The organism is Pseudomonas fluorescens, assembly GCF_041354075.1.
Classification (GTDB): domain Bacteria; phylum Pseudomonadota; class Gammaproteobacteria; order Pseudomonadales; family Pseudomonadaceae; genus Aquipseudomonas; species Aquipseudomonas fluorescens_CE.
Map to the genome: position 1 here is coordinate 311,907 of NZ_JARZGC010000004.1, position 17,842 is coordinate 329,748.

A 17,842-nucleotide genomic window follows, 5' to 3' on the forward strand; every position below is an offset into this window, starting at 1 on the left:
AGGTTAAACGGGGCTGTATCGATGAAAAAGCGCAAATAACTGCTACAACCGATCAATAAATTCGTTTATAAGCTGAGCATGCCTCGTGGGAGCCAACCTGCTCCCACAGGACCCGGGGCTATTTCGGGGTACAGGTCAGCTTGATGCGCATCTTGATGATGGAGCGGTTGAACTTGACGGTGGCCGTCTTGTGTTTGCCGGCCGCCACTTCGATGTTGCGGGTGCGCGGCGCCTCCGGACCATTATTGAAGACGACCTTGCACGAGGCATCGGTGGTGCCGTAGTTGTTCACCTGGATAGAGGCGATGTCGGTATCGGTGTCATTGGCGTTGTAATCGATGCTCAGGCCGTTCAACTGTTTTTGCACTTCGATCGGGTAGGCAAACGCTGTCAATGGCAACAACGCCAGGACCAGACAACACAATTTTTTCATTCGGCAGTCTCCAATAGGGACCGCCAGCTTAGGACAAGAGGAGCTCAACATGAAAGCGCCCCGCGTGACCCTTGATCAATGGCGAACGCTGCAGGCCGTGGTCGACCACGGTGGTTTCGCCCAGGCCGCCGAAGCGCTGCATCGCTCGCAGTCGTCAGTCAGCTACACCGTGGCCCGCATGCAGGACCAGCTCGGCGTGCCGCTGCTGCGTATTGACGGGCGCAAGGCCGTGCTGACCGAGGCCGGCGGCGTGTTGCTGCGCCGTTCCCGGCAACTGGTGAAGCAGGCCAGCCAGCTGGAAGACCTGGCGCACCACATGGAGCAAGGCTGGGAAGCGGAAGTGCGGCTGGTGGTGGACGCCGCCTACCCGAGCGCCCGCCTCGTCCGCGCCTTGACCGCGTTCATGCCGCAAAGCCGTGGCTGCCGCGTGCGCTTGCGCGAGGAAGTGTTGTCGGGTGTGGAAGAGGTCCTGCTCGAAGGCGTGGCGGACCTGGCGATCACCGGGTTCAGCATTCCCGGCTATCTGGGCACGGAATTGAGTGACGTCGAATTCGTCGCCGTGGCTCACCCCGAGCACGCCCTGCACCGTTTGAACCGCGAGCTGAGCTTCCAGGACCTGGAAAGCCAGATGCAGGTGGTGATCCGCGACTCCGGCCGCCAGCAGCCCCGGGATGTCGGCTGGCTCGGCGCCGAGCAGCGCTGGACGGTCGGCAGCCTGGCCACCGCCGCGACATTCGTCAGCAGCGGGCTGGGCTTTGCCTGGCTGCCCCGGCACATGATCGAGCGGGAACTCAGGGAAGGTTCGCTCAAGCTGCTACCGTTGGATAAGGGCGGCAGCCGTAATCCGAGCTTCTACCTGTATTCGAACAAGGACAAACCGCTGGGGCCGGCGACGCAAATCCTCATCGACCTGCTGCGCAACTTCGACACCGCGCCGCTGGACGCACCGTTCGCCGCCCCCGAACAAGCCTGACACGGAGTGAACCGATGGCCTATTTCGAACATGAAGGTTGCCACCTGCACTATGAGGAATATGGCCATGGCGAACCGCTGCTGCTGGTCCATGGCCTGGGTTCCAGCACCCTGGACTGGGAAGAACAGATCCCGGCACTCGCCGCCCGCTATCGGCTGATCGTGCCGGACGTGCGCGGCCACGGCCGCTCGGACAAGCCCCGCGAGCGCTACAGCATTGCCGGTTTCAGCGCCGACCTGATCGCCCTGATCGAGCATCTGAACCTGGGTCCTGTGCACTATGTGGGCCTGTCCATGGGCGGCATGATCGGTTTTCAACTGGCGGTGGACCAACCGCAATTGCTCAGGAGCCTGTGCATCGTCAACAGCGCGCCCGAGGTCAAGCTGCGCAGCCGCGACGACTACTGGCAGTGGTTCAAGCGCTGGAGCCTGATGCGGGTGCTGAGCCTGGGCACCATCGGCCGGGCCCTGGGAGCCAAGCTGTTCCCGAAACCGGACCAGGCCCGGTTACGTGAAAAGATGGCCGAACGCTGGGCAAAAAACGACAAACGTGCTTATCTCGCCAGCTTCGACGCCATCGTTGGCTGGGGTGTTCAGGAACGACTGTCCAGGGTGTCCTGTCCAACCCTCATCGTCAGCGCCGACCGTGACTACACACCGGTCTCGCTGAAGGAGACGTACGTCAAACTGCTGCCCGATGCGCGGCTGGTGGTGATCGCCGATTCACGCCACGCCACCCCGCTGGATCAACCGCAACGTTTCAATCAAACCCTGCTCGAGTTTCTCACCGCAGTCGACACCACTTCACTCAGGATCACTGACCCATGCTGAAAAAAATCGCCCTCGTCGCCGGCTCCGTTCTGTTTGCCGCCAACCTGATGGCCGCCACGCCTGCCAAGGCGCCACACGTGCTGCTGGACACCACCAATGGCCAGATCGAAATCGAACTGGACCCGGTCAAGGCGCCGATCAGTACCAAGAACTTTCTCGAGTACGTCGACAGCGGCTTCTACAACAACACGATTTTCCACCGTGTGATTCCGGGCTTCATGGTCCAGGGCGGCGGTTTCACCCAGCAGATGCAGCAGAAGGACACCAAGGCGCCGATCCAGAACGAGTCGAAAAACGGCCTGCATAACGTGCGTGGCACGCTGTCCATGGCCCGCACCTCCAACCCGAACTCGGCGACCAGCCAGTTCTTCATCAACGTCAAGGACAACGATTTCCTCGACCAGGGTGATGGCTACGCGGTGTTCGGTAAAGTCGTGAAGGGCATGGAAGTCGTCGACATCATCGTCAACTCGCCAACCACCGTCCGTGGTGGCATGAAGGATGTGCCTGCCGACCCTGTGTTCATCAAGTCGGCCAAGCGCATCGACTGAGAACCACGCGCACAGGGATGTGGAGCGGGCGCCGGTCACGGCGCCGCTCTCAGCGTTTGAAGAAGAGCCCGTTCGCGGGCGGAGAAGCAATGCTTTATCGCCGTTTTGAACAACTGATCGATGTCTTCCGTGACGCTCCGACGGCGGCGCCGCCGGACCGTGTTTTCCCCTTCTACACCTATTACCTGAAGCAGGTCTGGCCGAGCTTTGCTGCCCTGCTCACCGTAGGCCTGTTCGGCGCGCTGATCGAAGTGGCGCTGTTCAGTTACCTGAGCCGCATCATCGACCTGGCCCAGGGCACGCCCAACGTCAATTTCTTCAAGGACCACGGCCTGGAACTCGCCTGGATGGCGGTGGTGGCGCTGATCCTGCGCCCGGTGTTCGTGGGCCTGCATGACCTGCTCGTGCACCAGACCCTGAGTCCGAGCATGACCAGCCTGATCCGCTGGCAGAACCACAGCTACGTGCTCAAGCAGAGCCTGAATTTCTTCCAGAACGACTTCGCCGGGCGCATTGCCCAGCGCATCATGCAGACCGGCAACTCGCTGCGCGACTCCGCCGTGCAAGCCGTGGACGCCCTCTGGCATGTGCTGATCTATGCGATCAGCTCGCTGGTGTTGTTCGCCGAAGCCGACTGGCGCCTGATGATTCCGTTGTTGAGCTGGATAGCCGCCTACATCGGCGCGCTCTACTACTTCGTGCCCCGGGTCAAGGAGCGCTCGGTGGTGTCCTCGGATGCGCGCTCCAAGCTGATGGGCCGCATCGTCGACGGCTACACCAATATCACCACGCTGAAGCTGTTTGCCCACACCAACTACGAGCAACAGTACGCCCGGGAAGCGATCGAGGAACAGACCGTCAAAGCCCAGCTGGCCGGCCGCGTGGTCACCAGCATGGACGTGGTCATCACCAGCATGAACGGCCTGCTGATCGTCACCACCACAGGCCTGGCGCTGTGGCTGTGGACGCAGTCGCTGATCACCGTGGGCGCCATCGCCCTGGCCACCGGCCTGGTGATTCGTATCGTCAACATGTCCGGGTGGATCATGTGGGTGGTCACCGGCATCTTCGAAAACATCGGCATGGTCCAGGACGGTTTGCAGACCATCTCGCAACCGGTCAGCGTCACCGACCGCGAAGAAGCCAAGCCGTTGGCCGTGGCCCGTGGCGAAGTGCGCTTCGAGCACGTGGATTTTCACTACGGCAAGAAAAGCGGGATCATCGGCGACCTCAACCTGACGATCAGACCCGGTGAGAAAATCGGCCTGATCGGCCCGTCCGGCGCCGGTAAATCGACTCTGGTCAACCTGCTGCTGCGCCTCTACGACGTGCAGGGTGGGCAGATCCTCATCGACGGCCAGAACATCGCCGAGGTCGGCCAGGAGAGCCTGCGTGCGCGCATCGGCATGATCACCCAGGACACCTCGCTGCTGCACCGCTCGATCCGCGACAACCTCCTCTACGGCAAACCCGATGCCACGGACGCCGAACTCTGGGAAGCGGTGCACAAGGCACGCGCCGACGAGTTCATCCCGCTGCTGTCGGACGCCGAAGGCCGCACCGGCTTCGATGCCCATGTCGGTGAACGCGGTGTCAAGCTGTCCGGCGGTCAGCGCCAGCGGATCGCCATCGCCCGGGTGCTGCTCAAGGACGCGCCGATCCTGATCATGGACGAAGCCACCTCGGCGCTGGACTCAGAGGTTGAAGCGGCCATTCAGGAAAGCCTGGAAACCCTGATGCAGGGCAAAACGGTGATCGCCATCGCCCACCGCCTCTCGACCATCGCCCGCATGGACCGGCTGGTGGTGCTGGAAAGAGGCCGGATCGCGGAGATGGGCACCCACGCCGAACTGCTGGCCCACGGCGGGCTGTATGCACGGTTGTGGCAGCACCAGACCGGGGGTTTTGTCGGAATCGACTGACCTGTGGAAGCGAGCCTGAAAAACCGCCACAGCCCTTTGATACAGGGCCCTGGCGGTTTTTTACGCCGGCTGGAAATCCGCACGAATCGTGCTGTACTCAGCGCAGGTTCTGGAGAGGAACCTGTCGTAAGTCTGCAGGATGCACAACTCGATGCAGTCTCGATAGCAAGCCTATCAAGGACGCTCTCATGTCTCTGTTCAAACGTTCAGTCACTGAGTTGCTAGGTACGTTCTGGCTGGTGTTGGGGGGTTGCGGCAGTGCGGTCCTCGCCGCGTCGTCTCCGCTGGGAATCGGGGTGCTGGGCGTGGCCCTGGCGTTTGGCCTGACGGTGTTGACCATGGCGTTCGCCATTGGCCACATTTCCGGCTGCCACCTGAACCCCGCCGTTTCGGTGGGCCTGTCCGTAGGGGGACGGTTCCCCGCCCGTGAGCTGCCCGCGTACATCGTCGCCCAGGTCATTGGCGCGATTATCGCCGCCGGCCTGATCTACTTAATCGCCAGCGGCAAGGAAGGTTTCGACCTGACAGCCGGCCTCGCCTCCAACGGCTACGGCGAGCACTCTCCCGGGAAATACTCGATGGTGGCAGGCTTCGTCTGCGAGCTGGTGATGACGGCGATGTTCGTGCTGATCATTCTCGGTGCCACCGACAAGCGCGCACCGGCCGGGCTGGCACCGATCGCCATCGGTTTGGCCCTGACGCTGATCCACCTGATCTCGATTCCCGTCACCAACACCTCGGTCAACCCGGCCCGCAGTACCGGCCCGGCCCTGATCGTCGGCGGCTGGGCCATCGCGCAATTGTGGATGTTCTGGGTCGCGCCCTTGCTCGGCGCGGTCATCGGCGGCGTGACCTATCGATGGCTGGGCAAGGAAGGCACCTAGCCCCTTGAGAGGGATCAGCCTTGCCGATACGGCAAGGCGGTCCGCGCTTCCTCGGCGTATGCCAATACACCCAGGCGTTCCTGTTGCAGGAAATCCTTGACCGCCGCCTTCAGGCCCGGATGACGCAGGTAATGCCAGGAATGGGTGATCACCGGCTCGAAGCCGCGAATCAGCTTGTGCTCGCCCTGGGCGCCGGCATCGAAGCGCGCAAAGCCGTGGGCAATCGCGTAGTCCATGCCCTGATAGAAACAGGTCTCGAAATGCAGGCGGTCGAATTCCGCCAGGCAGCCCCAGTAGCGGCCATAAAAACTGTCACCACCGACCAGGCTGAACGCCATGGCCACCGGCCGTGAAGCCTGTTTGGCCAGCACCACGCGAATGGCCTCGGGCATGCGCTCGGCCAAAAGGCTGAAGAACTCGCGGGTCAGATAAGGCCGTTGCCGACGTACTGCATAGGTATTGGCGTAGCAGGCATACACGAAATCCCACTGTGCCTCGTCCAGTTCCCGACCTTCCAGCCACTCGAAGTCGATCCCCTGACCCGCCACCTGTTCCCGTTCCTTGCGCATCTGCTTGCGCTTGCGTGAACTGAGGCTGTCGAGGAAGTCCTGGAAATCCCCATAGCCGCGATTCTGCCAGTGGTACTGGCAGCCAATGCGCTGCAACCAGCCGGGTTGTTCGGCCAGGGCGGCGTCGGTGAATGGATCGGTGAAATTGACGTGGGCACTGGAAAACCCCTCGATCTCCAGGTAACCCGGCAGGCTCTTGAGCAACTCGAAACCGTCTTCAAGCGTGCCGGCCAGCAAGCGTGGCCCGCTGACCGGGCTGAACGGCACGGCGGTCAGCAGCTTCGGGTAGTAGTCGATGCCGGCACGCTCGCAGGCATCCGCCCATGCGTGATCGAAGACGTACTCGCCGTAGGAATGCCATTTGCGGTAACTGGGCAACGCTGCGAGCAGACGATCGCCTTCGATGTGCAGCAAGTGCTCCGGCTGCCAGCCGGAATGCGCACCGACGCTGCCACTGTCTTCCAGCGCGCTGAGAAAGGCGTGACGCAGGAACGGCTGAGACTGTGGCACCAAGCCATCCCACGTGTCCGAGTCGATTTCGGACAGATTGTGCAGGCGTTGCAACGGCATTGAATCCTCTCCAATTCGCGGTCTAGAGCCTCGCCAGTATCGCTCATCGCGATCAGATGCACAGCTCGTGAACCGGCGACAGACGTGCAAAACAAAAGTTCAGACAGCCCCTGAATCGTCATCGAGACGCCATCACTTTGCCACCGCTTTGTCATAAACCATCGCGATACTGGCGCCAGTTTTTAGAGCGCCGGGTTCTAACGCCCGGTCACTGTTTTCCGCCCTTCAACGGTCGGTTGTGTCCTGGATGACCACGTCATCCTCTCTTATCCTTCGGAGATTGATATGCGTCTTGCTTCCACAAAAACTGCGGCGGCCCTGTGTGGCGGCCTGCTGCTGGCCATGAGTGTACCGGCCAGCGCCGCAGTCGACGCCAAACTGCTCGACATGCTCAAGGCTAACGGTTCGATTAGCAATGCGCAGTACACTGAACTGCAAGCCGAACTGGCCCGGGATCAGAAAGAACAGCAAATCGCTCGCCAGGCTCAACAAGAGACCAATGAGCAGATCGCAGCGACCGCCAAGAAAACCAACGAGCTGAGCTCCTTCGACCAGAAACTGGCGTGGGCGGCCAAGACCCAGTTCAAGGGTGATGTTCGCTTCCGTCAGGAAACCGTGAAGAACGACGGTGTTTCCAACACGGGCGACCAGGATCGTCAGCGTATTCGTGTGCGTCTGGGCGCCTACACCGAAATCAACCCGCAAGTGGACACCGGTATCCGTATCGCCACCGGCAGCGACAACGATCCTCGCTCTACCAACCAGAGCCTGGACAACAACTTCACCAAGAAAGACATCTGGCTGGACCAGGGTTACGTTGACTACCACCCTGACGCCATCAAGAACCTGCACCTCGTTGGCGGCAAGATGCCACAGCAATGGGTGAGCATGGGCGACATTATCTGGGATAGCGACATCAGCCCGGAAGGTCTCTCGGCTTCTTACAAATACCCGCTGGGTGGCAGCACCGAGCTGTTCGGCAGCGCCGGCCACTACACCCTCAAGGACAACGTCGACGGCGAAGGCAAGCAGTTCCGTCACGACCTGCGTCTGTACGCCGGCCAGTTGGGCGCACGCTTCGCGATCACTGACAACCTGAAAATGACTCTGGGTGGCAGTATCTACGCGTACGACAACGACAACGATATCAACAACACTTGCACCGCCAACACCTGCCGCCTGGCCATCAACGGCAACAGCGCGAACGAGCAGTTCAAACTGTACGAAGGCTTCGGTCAGCTGGACATCGGCGGCCTGCCAATGCCGCTGTCGCTGTACGGCCAAGTGGTCAACAACGACGACGCCAGCAACGACCAGGACATGGGCTGGCTGGTCGGTGCCAAGACCAAGGTCTACGGCTTCGGCATCGATTACAACTACCGCGACGTACAGCGTAACGCGGTGGTCGGTGCCTTCACCGACTCCGACTTCGCCAACGGTTTCACCGGTTCGCGTGGCAGCAAGTTGAAAGTGAGCTACGACCTGGACAAGAACTTCTCGCTGGGCGCGACGTACTTGATGGCGGACTCCGACTACACCAACGCCACCTTGAAGGACTCGAAAATCAACACCCTGCAACTGGATGCTGAAGCGAAGTTCTGATAACCGCTACACGGCCCGGGCAGGGAAGCCTGAGCTGATTTCATAAACTCGCGTTGCCGTATCGGTCCCCATCATCCGTCCGATACAGCAGCGCGAGTTTTTTTGTTGCCGCGAAACCTGTAGGAGCGAGCATGCTCGCGATGGAGGGTCAGACAACGCGGGGCATCAGACAGCCGCGTCATCGTTGACCACCATCGTCGGAACGCCGCCCGGGACAAGTCCGCTCCGACAGTTTTACCGTTTACGCAAAATCACACTGCCAATCGAATAACCCGCACCGAACGAGCTGAGCACCGCCAGCGAACCCGGCGCCAGGTCGTCCTGGTTCTTGTGGAACGAAATCACCGAACCGGCGGAGCTGGTGTTGGCGTAGGTGTCGAGAATCACCGGGGCTTCCTGCTCGGTCGCATCGCGGCCCAGCAGTTTCTTGACGATCAGGTGGTTCATGCTGAGGTTGGCCTGGTGCAGCCAGAAACGCTTCACGTCGGCGACATTGAGCTGGTTCTCTTCCAGATGCTGGCCAATCAGCTCGGCCACCATCGGGCAGACTTCCTTGAACACCTTGCGACCTTCCTGGACGAACAACTTGTCCCTGGCGCCAACGCCCTCTTCCGCCGCGCGGTTGAGGAAACCGAAGTTGTTGCGGATGTTGTTGGAGAACTTGGTCAACAGCCTGGTGCTGACAATGTCGAATTGGTACGGCGACGTGGCCTGGTCAGCGCGTTCGATGATCACGGCGGTGGCCGCGTCGCCGAAGATGAAGTGGCTGTCGCGGTCACGGAAATTCAGGTGACCGGTGCAGACTTCCGGGTTCACCATCAGGATCGCCCGGGCCTGGCCCAGTTGAATGCTGTTGGCGGCGGCCTGAATGCCGAAGGTGGCCGAGGAGCAGGCCACGTTCATGTCGTAACCGAAACCCTGAATGCCCAGCGCTTCCTGGACTTCGATGGCGATGGCCGGATACGCACGTTGCAGGTTGGAACACGCGACGATCACACCGTCGATGTCCGCTGCGGTCTTGCCGGCGCGCTGCAAGGCTTGCTCGGCGGCACCGATGGCCATCTGGCAGAGGACCGACCACTCGTCATTCGAGCGTTCCGGCAGGCGTGGCGTCATGCGTTGCGGGTCGAGAATGCCTTCCTTGTCCATGACAAAGCGGCTTTTGATGCCCGAAGCTTTTTCGATGAACGCGGCGCTGGATTCGGTCAGGGCCTGGACTTCGCCACTGGCGATGGCCTCGGCGTTGTCGGCGTTGAACTGTGCGACGTAGGTGTTGAAAGACTGCACCAGCTCTTCGTTGGAGATGCTGTTGGCCGGGGTGTACAGGCCGGTGCCGCTGATGACGACGTTATGCATGGTCGTTTCTCTAATCTGTTCAGGCAGAAAGCATTGGCACCGACGTACCAATACACAATGGGTCTGTTCCCATCCCGGGGACGCAAACCTGGCGTCGCTTTATTCCGGGATCCGCCCAGAGCGAAGGCTCTGGGTCGCGAAACCGGCGTTTATGGTCGCGAAGTTTGCCATAAACCTTGGATTTTGGCGCCTTTTGCAATATCAACGACATTCCCCTGTGGGAGCGGGCTTGCCCGCGAAGGGGCCGTCAACTCAACACCAATGTTGACTGACGCAGCGCTTTCGCGAGCAAGCCCGCTCCCACAGGGAATTGTGCTAGGGCTCCACCTGGCTCCACTGCTTGCTCAGGCGCTTGTCCGAGATCGGCACCTTGGTCCCCAACTGCTGGGCGAACAGCGACACCCGGTACTCCTCCAGCCACCAACGGTACAGCTCGAGCTGCGGATCGCGCTTGCCTTCCTGGGCGTGCTTGGTCGCGCGAGCCTGGTACTGGGCCCATAACCCGGACAACTCGCCGCTCCAGACCCGATCCTTCTGCACCTGGGCACCGAGTTTTTCGAAACGCTGTTCGATGGCCTTGAGGTAACGCGGCAACTCCTTGAGCCATTGCATCGGCGTTTGGCGGACAAACCCCGGGTACACCAGTTGGCTGAGTTGCTGCTTGATGTCGTTCAGCGCCACCGCCTGCGCCAGGTCGATCTTGCCCTTGAAGCGTTTTTGCAGGCCGTGCCAGAGCTTGAGAATCTCCAGGGTCAGTTTCGCCAGCCGCTCGGCGTGTTCGGTCCAGTTACCACGCTTGCGCTCGGCCAGCGACGCCAATGCAGCGCCATCGCGGGGCAACGGGTCTTCGCCATCGAGAATGCAGCTGTCGAGGCTGGCCAGCAGAATGTCTTCCACCAGCGCATCGACGCGCCCCATGTCGCGGTACAGCAGGCCCAGCTCGGTCAGCCCCGGCAACTTGCCGCGCAGGAACTTGGCCGGTTCCGCCAACTGCTGCATCAGCAAGCGTTGCAGAGCGCGGCGATGCTGGAATTCAGCTTCGGCCGGCGTCGAGAAACGCCCCTCCTTGACCGTGCCCGCCTCCTCCACCAAGGCCGGATAGACCGTCATCGACAAGCCGGCAATCTTCTGCTGGGTTTTCTCGGCGACGGCGGCGAAGACTTTCGGCTCGACCGGCTGCTGGCTTTTCGCGGTTTGCGGCACCGCCAGTGCGGCCTGGCTGGCTTCGGCGAAACGTGCGGTCAGCTCCGCCAGATCCCGCCCTTCGCCGAGGAACTTACCCTGGCCGTCGACGATTTCCAGGTTCATGCGCAGATGGCTTTCGACCTGCTGCGCCGCTTCCGCCCAGGCTTCATCGCTGACCCGCGCGCCGGTCATGCGCAGCAACTCGCGACCCAGCGCCTGGGGCAACGAGCCCTCGGCAAAGGTCATGCGCTGCAACGCGGCCTTGACGAAGTCCGGGACCGGCACGAAATTCTTGCGCAGCGCCTTGGGCAGGTTGCGCACCAGTGCGATGCACTTGGCTTCGATCACCCCCGGCACCAGCCACTCCAGGCGCTCCGGCGGCAGCATCGGCAACAGCGGCGCCGGCACGCGCAAGGTCACGCCATCGCGCGGGTGGTTGGGCTCGAAGTGATAACTGAGGGCCAGTTCCAGATCGCCGATGTGCAAGGTGTCGGGGTACTGCATCGCGGTGATTTCACTGGCCTCGCGGGCCAGCACGTCTTCCTCGCGCATGATCAGCAGTTGGGGATCTTTCTGGCTGTTGACCCGATACCAGCTGTCGAAGGTCGCGGTCTGATGAATCTCTGCCGGCAGTCGCGCATCGTAGAACGCATACAGGGTTTCTTCGTCGGCGAGAATGTCGCGCCGACGGGCCTTGGCTTCGAGTTCGTCGAGTTGCTCCAGCAACTGCGCATTGGCCGCCAGGCACTTGGCCTTCGACTGGATTTCACCGCGCACCAGGCCTTCGCGGATAAACAGCTCGCGAGACACCACCGGGTCCACCGGCCCGAAATGCACCGGCCGGCGCCCGACCACGATCAGCCCGAACAGGGTGATCTGCTCGTAGGCCACGACCTGCCCGCGCTTCTTCTCCCAATGGGGCTCGAAGTGGTTCTTCTTGATCAGGTGCCCGGCCAGTGGCTCGATCCAGTCGGCGTCGATCTTGGCGACCATGCGCGCATAGAGCTTGGTGGTCTCCACCAGTTCGGCGGTCATCAGCCATTGCGGGCGTTTCTTGCCGATGCCCGACGACGGATGAATCCAGAATCGCCGCTGACGGGCGCCCAGATAATCGCCGTCTTCGGTCTTCTGGCCGATCTGGCTGAGCAGGCCCACCAGCACCGCCTTGTGCAGTTTCGGGTAATCCGCCGGTTCCTTGTTGAGGCTCAATTGCAGGTCACGACAGATCAGGCTCAACTGGCGATGGGAGTCCCGCCACTCGCGCAGACGCAAGTAATTGAGGAAGTTCTTGCGGCACCAGTTGCGCAACGGGCTGGCACTCAGCGCCTGGCGCTGCTCTTCAAAACCGCGCCACAAATTGACCAGCGCGGCGAAATCCGAGTCCGGATCCTTCCACTGCGCATGCGCCTGGTCCGCCGCCTGCTGACGCTCCGGTGGACGCTCGCGCGGGTCCTGGATCGACATGGCGCTGGCGACGATCAGCACTTCCTGCAAGCTGCCGAGTTTGGCCGCTTCCAGCAACATGCGCCCCATGCGCGGGTCCACCGGCAGCCGCGCCAGTTGGCGGCCGAGCGGCGTCAGCTGGCTGTTGCGGTCCACCGCCGAGAGTTCCTGCAACAGATTGAAACCGTCGCTGATGGCCTTGCCATCCGGCGGCTCGATGAAGGGGAAATCGGTGATTTCACCCAGGCGCAGGTGCAGCATCTGCAGGATCACCGCCGCCAGGTTGGTGCGCAGGATTTCAGGATCGGTGAATTCCGGGCGACCGAGGAAATCCTCTTCGCTGTACAAGCGCACGCAGATACCGGGTTCGACCCGCCCGCAACGGCCTTTGCGCTGGTTGGCGCTGGCCTGGGAAATCGCTTCGATGGGCAGGCGCTGGACCTTGGCGCGGTAGCTGTAGCGGCTGATGCGCGCAGTGCCGCTGTCGATCACGTAACGAATGCCCGGCACGGTCAGCGAGGTTTCGGCGACGTTGGTCGCCAGCACCACGCGCCGGCCCGGGTGCGACTGGAAAATCCGCTGCTGCTCGGCCGGCGAGAGCCGCGCGTACAACGGCAGGATTTCGGTGTGCTTGAGCTGGGCCTTGCGCAGCATGTCGGCGGCGTCGCGGATCTCCCGTTCGCCGGGCAGGAACACCAGCACGTCGCCGGGGCTGCGGCGTTCGCTGCGCTCATAGGCGGCGATTTCGTCGAGGGTGGCGAGAATCGCCTGGTCCACGGTCAGGTCATCCTCGACCCGGTTGCCCTCTTCGTCCTGCTCCAGGGTCAGCGGGCGATACCAGGTGTCCACCGGGAAGGTACGACCGGACACCTCGACGATCGGCGCGTCGTCAAAATGCCTGGAGAAGCGCTCCAGGTCGATGGTCGCCGAGGTGATGATGACTTTCAGGTCCGGACGGCGCGGCAGCAGGGTTTTCAGGTAACCCAACAGGAAATCGATGTTGAGGCTGCGTTCGTGGGCCTCGTCGACGATGATCGTGTCGTAGCGTTCCAGGTAACGGTCGTTCTGGGTTTCCGCCAGCAGGATGCCGTCGGTCATCAGCTTGATCAGGGTGTTGGCGTCGCTCTGATCCTCGAAACGCACCTGGTAACCGACCAGCGCGCCCAAGGGCGTGCCCAGCTCCTCGGCGACACGGCTGGCGACACTGCGCGCGGCGATCCGGCGCGGCTGGGTGTGGCCGATCAGGCCGTGCTGGCCGCGACCGATTTCCAGGCAGATCTTCGGCAACTGGGTGGTTTTACCCGAACCGGTTTCACCGGCAATGATCAGCACCTGGTGCTGTTCCAGCGCCTGCTTGATTTCGTCGCGCTTGGCGGCAATCGGCAGGCTGTCGTCGTAACGAATCACCGGCAGGCTGGCCTTGCGCGCCAGCACCTGATCGCAGGACGCCTGCATGCGCGCCACCCATTGGGCCAGCTTGGCCTCGTCGGGTTTCTTGCGCAGCTCAAGCAACTGCCGCCGCAGCCGGTGACGGTCGGCGAGCATGGCGTGATCGAGATTTTTCAGCAGTTTGTCGATGGAAGGCGATTGGTCGGTCATCGGGTCGGCAATAAGTCGTCTAGTGGCGCAGGGTGCCGATTGTCGCAGATTTGCGACCGCTGCGCGGCCATCGCGAGCAGCCGCGCTGCCACAGGCTTGCCGTGATCATTGTGGGAGCGGGCTTGCCCGCGATCGATTGCGCAGCAATCGCGGCCAGCTACTCGCCATCCAGCCCCTTGCGCCGATACGGGAACACATCGATCACCTTCCCCGCCCGGATCGCCTCCTGCAACCCTTTCCAGTAATCGGCGTTGTACAACTCGCCATGCAACTGATCGAACAACTTGCGCTGCCCGGCATCGGCAAACAGGAACGGCGGAAACTCTTCCGGGAACACATCCAGCGGTCCGATCGAATACCAGGGCTCCGAGGCCATTTCATCCTCGGGCGTGCGCGGCGCCGGGATGTGGCGGAAGTTGGCTTCAGTCAGGAAACAGATTTCGTCGTAGTCATAGAACACCACGCGACCGTGACGGGTCACGCCGAAATTCTTCAGCAGCATGTCGCCGGGAAAGATGTTGGCCGCCGCCAGTTGCTTGATCGCCAGCCCATAGTCGTCCAGCGCCTCGCGCACTTGCGCCTCGTTGGCGTTGTCCAGGTACAGGTTCAGCGGTGTCATCCGCCGCTCGGTCCAGCAGTGGCGGATCAGCACCGTGTCACCTTCGACCGACACCGTGGACGGCGCCACTTCGAGCAATTCTTCCAGGCAGGCCGGTTCGAATTTGCCCAGTGGAAAACGGAAGTCGGCGAACTCCTGGGTATCGGCCATGCGCCCGACGCGGTCGACGCCTTTCACCAGCCGGTACTTCTCGATCACCGTGGCGCGGTCGACGTTTTTCGATGGAGAAAACCGGTCCTTGATGATTTTGAACACGGTGTTGAACCCCGGCAGGGTGAACACGCTCATCACCATGCCGCGCACGCCGGGGGCCATGATGAACTGGTCGTCGGTGTTGGCCAGGTGATTGATCAGCGCCCGGTAGAACTCCGATTTGCCGTGCTTGTAGAAACCGATGGAGGTGTACAGCTCGGCGATGTGCTTGCCCGGCAGGATGCGTTTGAGGAAGCCGATGAACTCCGCCGGCACCGGCACATCCACCATGAAATACGAACGGGTGAAGGAGAAGATGATCGAGACATCGGCTTCGTCGGTGATCAGCGCATCGATCTGGATGCCGCGACCTTCCAGGTGCAGCAGCGGAATCGCCAGCGGCCACTGCTCATCGGCCGTGAAGATGCGCCCCACCAGGTACGCGCCCTTGTTGCGGTACAGCACCGAGGAGAACAACTCGACGCTCAGGTCCGGGTCCTTGCACACCCAGTCGGGCAAATTCTCGCGCAGTTGCGCTTCGAGGCGCCGCAGGTCGCCCGGCAGGTCGGCGTAATCCTCGCGGAAACGGTAGTCGGCAAAAATGCTCGCCAGCATCTGCGCCAGGTGGCCCTGTGGTTTGTAGGTGCGGGTTTGCGCGGCGCGTGCCCGACGCAGGCTGGGCCGGGTGGTGTGAATGAACATGCAGCCGTCGCTGATCAGGTCATGGCTGAACAGGCCGCAGAAAATCGAGTTGTACCAGGTCTCGGACAACTCATCGTCGAAGCGCAGGTCGATCAGGCTGATGTAGGCGCTCTTGACCAGCGGCCAGCAGCTGACATCCAGGGTGTCGGTATCGAAGGCGATACGCAGCCGCTGCACCGTTTCACCGACTTTTTCTTCATAGAGGTTGATCCGTGCCGCCGACGCCTCCTGCGTCGCCTGCCACTGGGCCTGTTCGAACCGCGCCCGGGCGCCGTCGGTGATCTGGCGAAAATGTTCACGGTAATCGTCAAAGCCATCGAGGACCATTCGGGCGATATCGGCGGCGGGCCATTGCTGCGGCATGGTGAAACCTCTGCGGGTATCTGGAAGACCTGAGCTTAGCCAGTGAACCCGATGCAGGAGAAGGGTAATTTCGGCCGTTGTGCGGATGAATCGAGCGGCCACGACATTTATTTCGTTTTTTTTAAATCGACCGTTTAGTCAGAAAATGCATGGAAACCTTCATGTCTCGTAGATGAATCGATTCACTCGAGACCGCGAATCCTGTGGCTTTCGGATCCAATTCAGTGCCAGTGCGGAGGAGCGCGCCACGCTCACAGGGTTTTTCCGCCGTCGCCTCTCGCCGTCCAGAGCGATCGGATTGGTCTTACCAAAATAGTGGCACTTTGATATATACGCGTCGTTAACCTGCCTGAAAACAAGATCTTCGGCTCACGAGGACGATTTCTCTCACTATGTCCAAGGAGCACTTGCATGCCTTTCAGAAACCTGCGCATCGGTTTGCGCGCCAATTTGAGTTTCGCCGTTCTCGCCGGTCTTCTGGTACTGGTCGGGCTGTTTGGGCTCGGTCAGATGGCGACCTTGCGCGAAAGCGCCAGAATCATTGAAGAATCATGGATGCCGAGCAGCGAGCGCATCCACGACAGCGCGGCCAACATTGCGACCATCCGCCTGGAGTCGTTGCGCCTGAGGACCAGCAGCCACAGTGACGTCAGGCAGAAGAGCAAGGGCATCATCAGCGCCCAACGCCAGGAGTTGCTCCAGCGTCTCGAGGATCACGCGGCCCTGCTGTCGAGCGACCAGGAACGGGCCATGCTCGACAGCCTCAAGTCAACCGTCGCCAAGTACCTGTCGCTCGTCGACCAGGTCATTGCCCACATTGACGCCGGCCATGACAGCCAGGCCTACGAGCACCTCAACGTCGAATCCAACGCGCAGGGCATCCAGCTGGACAAAATCCTGGAGTCGATGATCAGCTTCAACCAGCAAGGTGCCGACACCGCCGCCGACGCCGCCACGGCGTTATACCAGCGGGCGCAATGGATCGTCGGCTCGATCATCGTCGTTGCCTTGCTGGCCACCCTGCTCCTGGCCTGGGCGCTGACCCGCAGCATCACCACGCCCATCAATCAGGCCCTGGACGTCGCCCGCCGGATTGCCTCGGGTGACCTCAGCGGCAAAGTCGTCAGCGACGGCAAGGACGAAGCTGCGCAGTTGCTCGATGCCTTGACCGACATGCAGGGCAACCTGCGTTCGACCATCCACGGCATCAGTGAGTCGGCCCGACAACTGGCTTCCGCCGCCGAAGAGATGAGTTCGGTGATGGAGGAAAGCACCCGCAGCCTGCAACAACAGAACGACCAGATCGAAATGGCCGCCACCGCCGTCACCGAAATGAGCACGGCCGTGGATGAAGTGGCCAGCAATGCCGTGTCCAGCGCCGAAGCGTCCCAGGCCTCGAACGAGGACAGCAAGCACGGCCACGTTCAGGTCAGCGAAACCATCGCCTCGATCCAGGGCCTGGTCAGTGAAGTGCTGGGCGCCTCGGAGCAGGCCCAGGGCCTGGCCGTCCAGGCGCAGGACATCAGCAAGGTGCTGGAGGTGATTCGCGGCATCGCCGGGCAGACCAACCTGCTGGCGCTCAATGCTGCCATCGAAGCGGCGCGCGCCGGTGAAGCCGGACGCGGTTTTGCCGTGGTGGCCGACGAAGTGCGCTCGCTGGCGCAACGCACGCAGAATTCCACCGAAGAAATCGAGCTGATGATCAGCAATATCCAGCAAGGCACCGGGGCCACGGTCGGCGCCTTGCAAAGCAGTGCCGAGCACGCGAACCAGACCTTGCGCCGGGCCAACAGTGCCGGCAGTGCACTGGAAAAAATCACGGCGTCTATCTCGCAGATCAACGAGCGCAACCTGGTGATCGCCAGCGCCGCCGAACAGCAGGCACTGGTGGCCCGGGAAGTCGATCAGAACCTGGTGAACATCCGCGATCTGTCGACCCAGACGGCCGCAGGCGCGACCCAGACGTCGGCCGCCAGCCATGAACTGTCGCGCCTGGCGGTTGATCTCAATGGTCTGGTGACACGTTTTGTAATTTAATGCCGGTTTTGC

Annotated in this window: 11 protein-coding genes and 1 pseudogene; 7 read left to right on the plus strand and 5 right to left on the minus strand. The window is 61.7% G+C overall.

Features of this window, described 5'->3' with window-relative positions; genetic code table 11:
* Nucleotides 1-118: 118 nt before the first annotated feature.
* Nucleotides 119-433, minus strand: a complete 315-nt coding sequence (locus tag QIW53_RS07460) for a 3-phosphoglycerate kinase (protein WP_371048989.1) — start codon at nucleotides 431-433, stop codon at nucleotides 119-121.
* Between the two features lie 49 nt (nucleotides 434-482).
* Here QIW53_RS07460 and QIW53_RS07465 point away from each other — a divergent pair, with 49 nt between their 5' ends.
* The 5 genes and pseudogenes from QIW53_RS07465 (at nucleotide 483) to aqpZ (ending at nucleotide 5,593) form a co-directional block, all read left to right on the plus strand.
* Nucleotides 483-1,406: a LysR family transcriptional regulator gene (locus QIW53_RS07465; RefSeq protein ID WP_371048990.1), complete on the plus strand. Its 924-nt coding sequence runs from the start codon at nucleotides 483-485 to the stop codon at nucleotides 1,404-1,406.
* Nucleotides 1,407-1,420: 14 nt separating this feature from the next.
* Nucleotides 1,421-2,226: pseudogene (locus QIW53_RS07470) on the plus strand (alpha/beta fold hydrolase).
* Between the two features lie 3 nt (nucleotides 2,227-2,229).
* Nucleotides 2,230-2,787, plus strand: coding sequence for a peptidylprolyl isomerase (locus QIW53_RS07475; RefSeq protein WP_201196022.1), 558 nt, complete (start codon nucleotides 2,230-2,232; stop codon nucleotides 2,785-2,787).
* An 89-nt stretch (nucleotides 2,788-2,876) separates the two neighbouring features.
* On the plus strand, nucleotides 2,877-4,709 hold the full coding sequence (locus QIW53_RS07480) for an ABC transporter ATP-binding protein (protein ID WP_371048991.1): 1,833 nt from the start codon (nucleotides 2,877-2,879) through the stop codon (nucleotides 4,707-4,709).
* Nucleotides 4,710-4,897: 188 nt separating this feature from the next.
* Nucleotides 4,898-5,593: an aquaporin Z gene (gene aqpZ / locus QIW53_RS07485; RefSeq protein WP_371048993.1), complete on the plus strand. Its 696-nt coding sequence runs from the start codon at nucleotides 4,898-4,900 to the stop codon at nucleotides 5,591-5,593.
* A 14-nt stretch (nucleotides 5,594-5,607) separates the two neighbouring features.
* Here aqpZ and QIW53_RS07490 read toward each other — a convergent pair whose 3' ends face one another.
* Nucleotides 5,608-6,732 carry a GNAT family N-acetyltransferase gene (locus QIW53_RS07490; protein ID WP_371048994.1) on the minus strand — a complete coding sequence of 375 codons (1,125 nt, stop codon included), beginning with the start codon at nucleotides 6,730-6,732 and terminating at the stop codon, nucleotides 5,608-5,610.
* Nucleotides 6,733-7,017: 285 nt separating this feature from the next.
* Between QIW53_RS07490 and QIW53_RS07495 the strand changes: the two genes are divergently transcribed.
* On the plus strand, nucleotides 7,018-8,334 hold the full coding sequence (locus QIW53_RS07495) for a putative porin (RefSeq protein ID WP_371048995.1): 1,317 nt from the start codon (nucleotides 7,018-7,020) through the stop codon (nucleotides 8,332-8,334).
* 234 nt (nucleotides 8,335-8,568) lie between these two features.
* On the opposite strand, the gene QIW53_RS07500 is transcribed toward QIW53_RS07495, so the two are convergent.
* The 3 genes from QIW53_RS07500 to aceK form a co-directional block, all read right to left on the minus strand.
* Complete coding sequence (locus QIW53_RS07500; protein WP_371048996.1) at nucleotides 8,569-9,690, minus strand: beta-ketoacyl-ACP synthase III; 1,122 nt, start codon at nucleotides 9,688-9,690, stop codon at nucleotides 8,569-8,571.
* A 315-nt stretch (nucleotides 9,691-10,005) separates the two neighbouring features.
* Nucleotides 10,006-13,917, minus strand: a complete 3,912-nt coding sequence (gene hrpA, locus QIW53_RS07505; RefSeq protein WP_371048997.1) for an ATP-dependent RNA helicase HrpA — start codon at nucleotides 13,915-13,917, stop codon at nucleotides 10,006-10,008.
* Nucleotides 13,918-14,074: 157 nt separating this feature from the next.
* Nucleotides 14,075-15,793 (minus strand): bifunctional isocitrate dehydrogenase kinase/phosphatase, encoded by a 1,719-nt coding sequence (gene aceK / locus QIW53_RS07510; RefSeq protein ID WP_371048998.1) that lies wholly within the window; start codon nucleotides 15,791-15,793, stop codon nucleotides 14,075-14,077.
* Nucleotides 15,794-16,204: 411 nt separating this feature from the next.
* Here aceK and QIW53_RS07515 point away from each other — a divergent pair, with 411 nt between their 5' ends.
* Complete coding sequence (locus tag QIW53_RS07515; protein WP_371048999.1) at nucleotides 16,205-17,830, plus strand: methyl-accepting chemotaxis protein; 1,626 nt, start codon at nucleotides 16,205-16,207, stop codon at nucleotides 17,828-17,830.
* Nucleotides 17,831-17,842 lie beyond the last annotated feature (12 nt).

What these genes read in the sequence shown, in the direction of transcription:
- QIW53_RS07460 (WP_371048989.1), bottom strand. Translation starts at nt 433, where the DNA reads ATGAAAAAATTGTGTTGTCTGGTCCTGGCGTTGTTGCCATTGACAGCG.
- QIW53_RS07465 (WP_371048990.1), top strand. Translation starts at nt 483, where the DNA reads ATGAAAGCGCCCCGCGTGACCCTTGATCAATGGCGAACGCTGCAGGCC.
- QIW53_RS07475 (WP_201196022.1), top strand. Translation starts at nt 2,230, where the DNA reads ATGCTGAAAAAAATCGCCCTCGTCGCCGGCTCCGTTCTGTTTGCCGCC.
- QIW53_RS07480 (WP_371048991.1), top strand. Translation starts at nt 2,877, where the DNA reads ATGCTTTATCGCCGTTTTGAACAACTGATCGATGTCTTCCGTGACGCT.
- aqpZ (WP_371048993.1), top strand. Translation starts at nt 4,898, where the DNA reads ATGTCTCTGTTCAAACGTTCAGTCACTGAGTTGCTAGGTACGTTCTGG.
- QIW53_RS07490 (WP_371048994.1), bottom strand. Translation starts at nt 6,732, where the DNA reads ATGCCGTTGCAACGCCTGCACAATCTGTCCGAAATCGACTCGGACACG.
- QIW53_RS07495 (WP_371048995.1), top strand. Translation starts at nt 7,018, where the DNA reads ATGCGTCTTGCTTCCACAAAAACTGCGGCGGCCCTGTGTGGCGGCCTG.
- QIW53_RS07500 (WP_371048996.1), bottom strand. Translation starts at nt 9,690, where the DNA reads ATGCATAACGTCGTCATCAGCGGCACCGGCCTGTACACCCCGGCCAAC.
- hrpA (WP_371048997.1), bottom strand. Translation starts at nt 13,917, where the DNA reads ATGACCGACCAATCGCCTTCCATCGACAAACTGCTGAAAAATCTCGAT.
- aceK (WP_371048998.1), bottom strand. Translation starts at nt 15,793, where the DNA reads ATGCCGCAGCAATGGCCCGCCGCCGATATCGCCCGAATGGTCCTCGAT.
- QIW53_RS07515 (WP_371048999.1), top strand. Translation starts at nt 16,205, where the DNA reads ATGCCTTTCAGAAACCTGCGCATCGGTTTGCGCGCCAATTTGAGTTTC.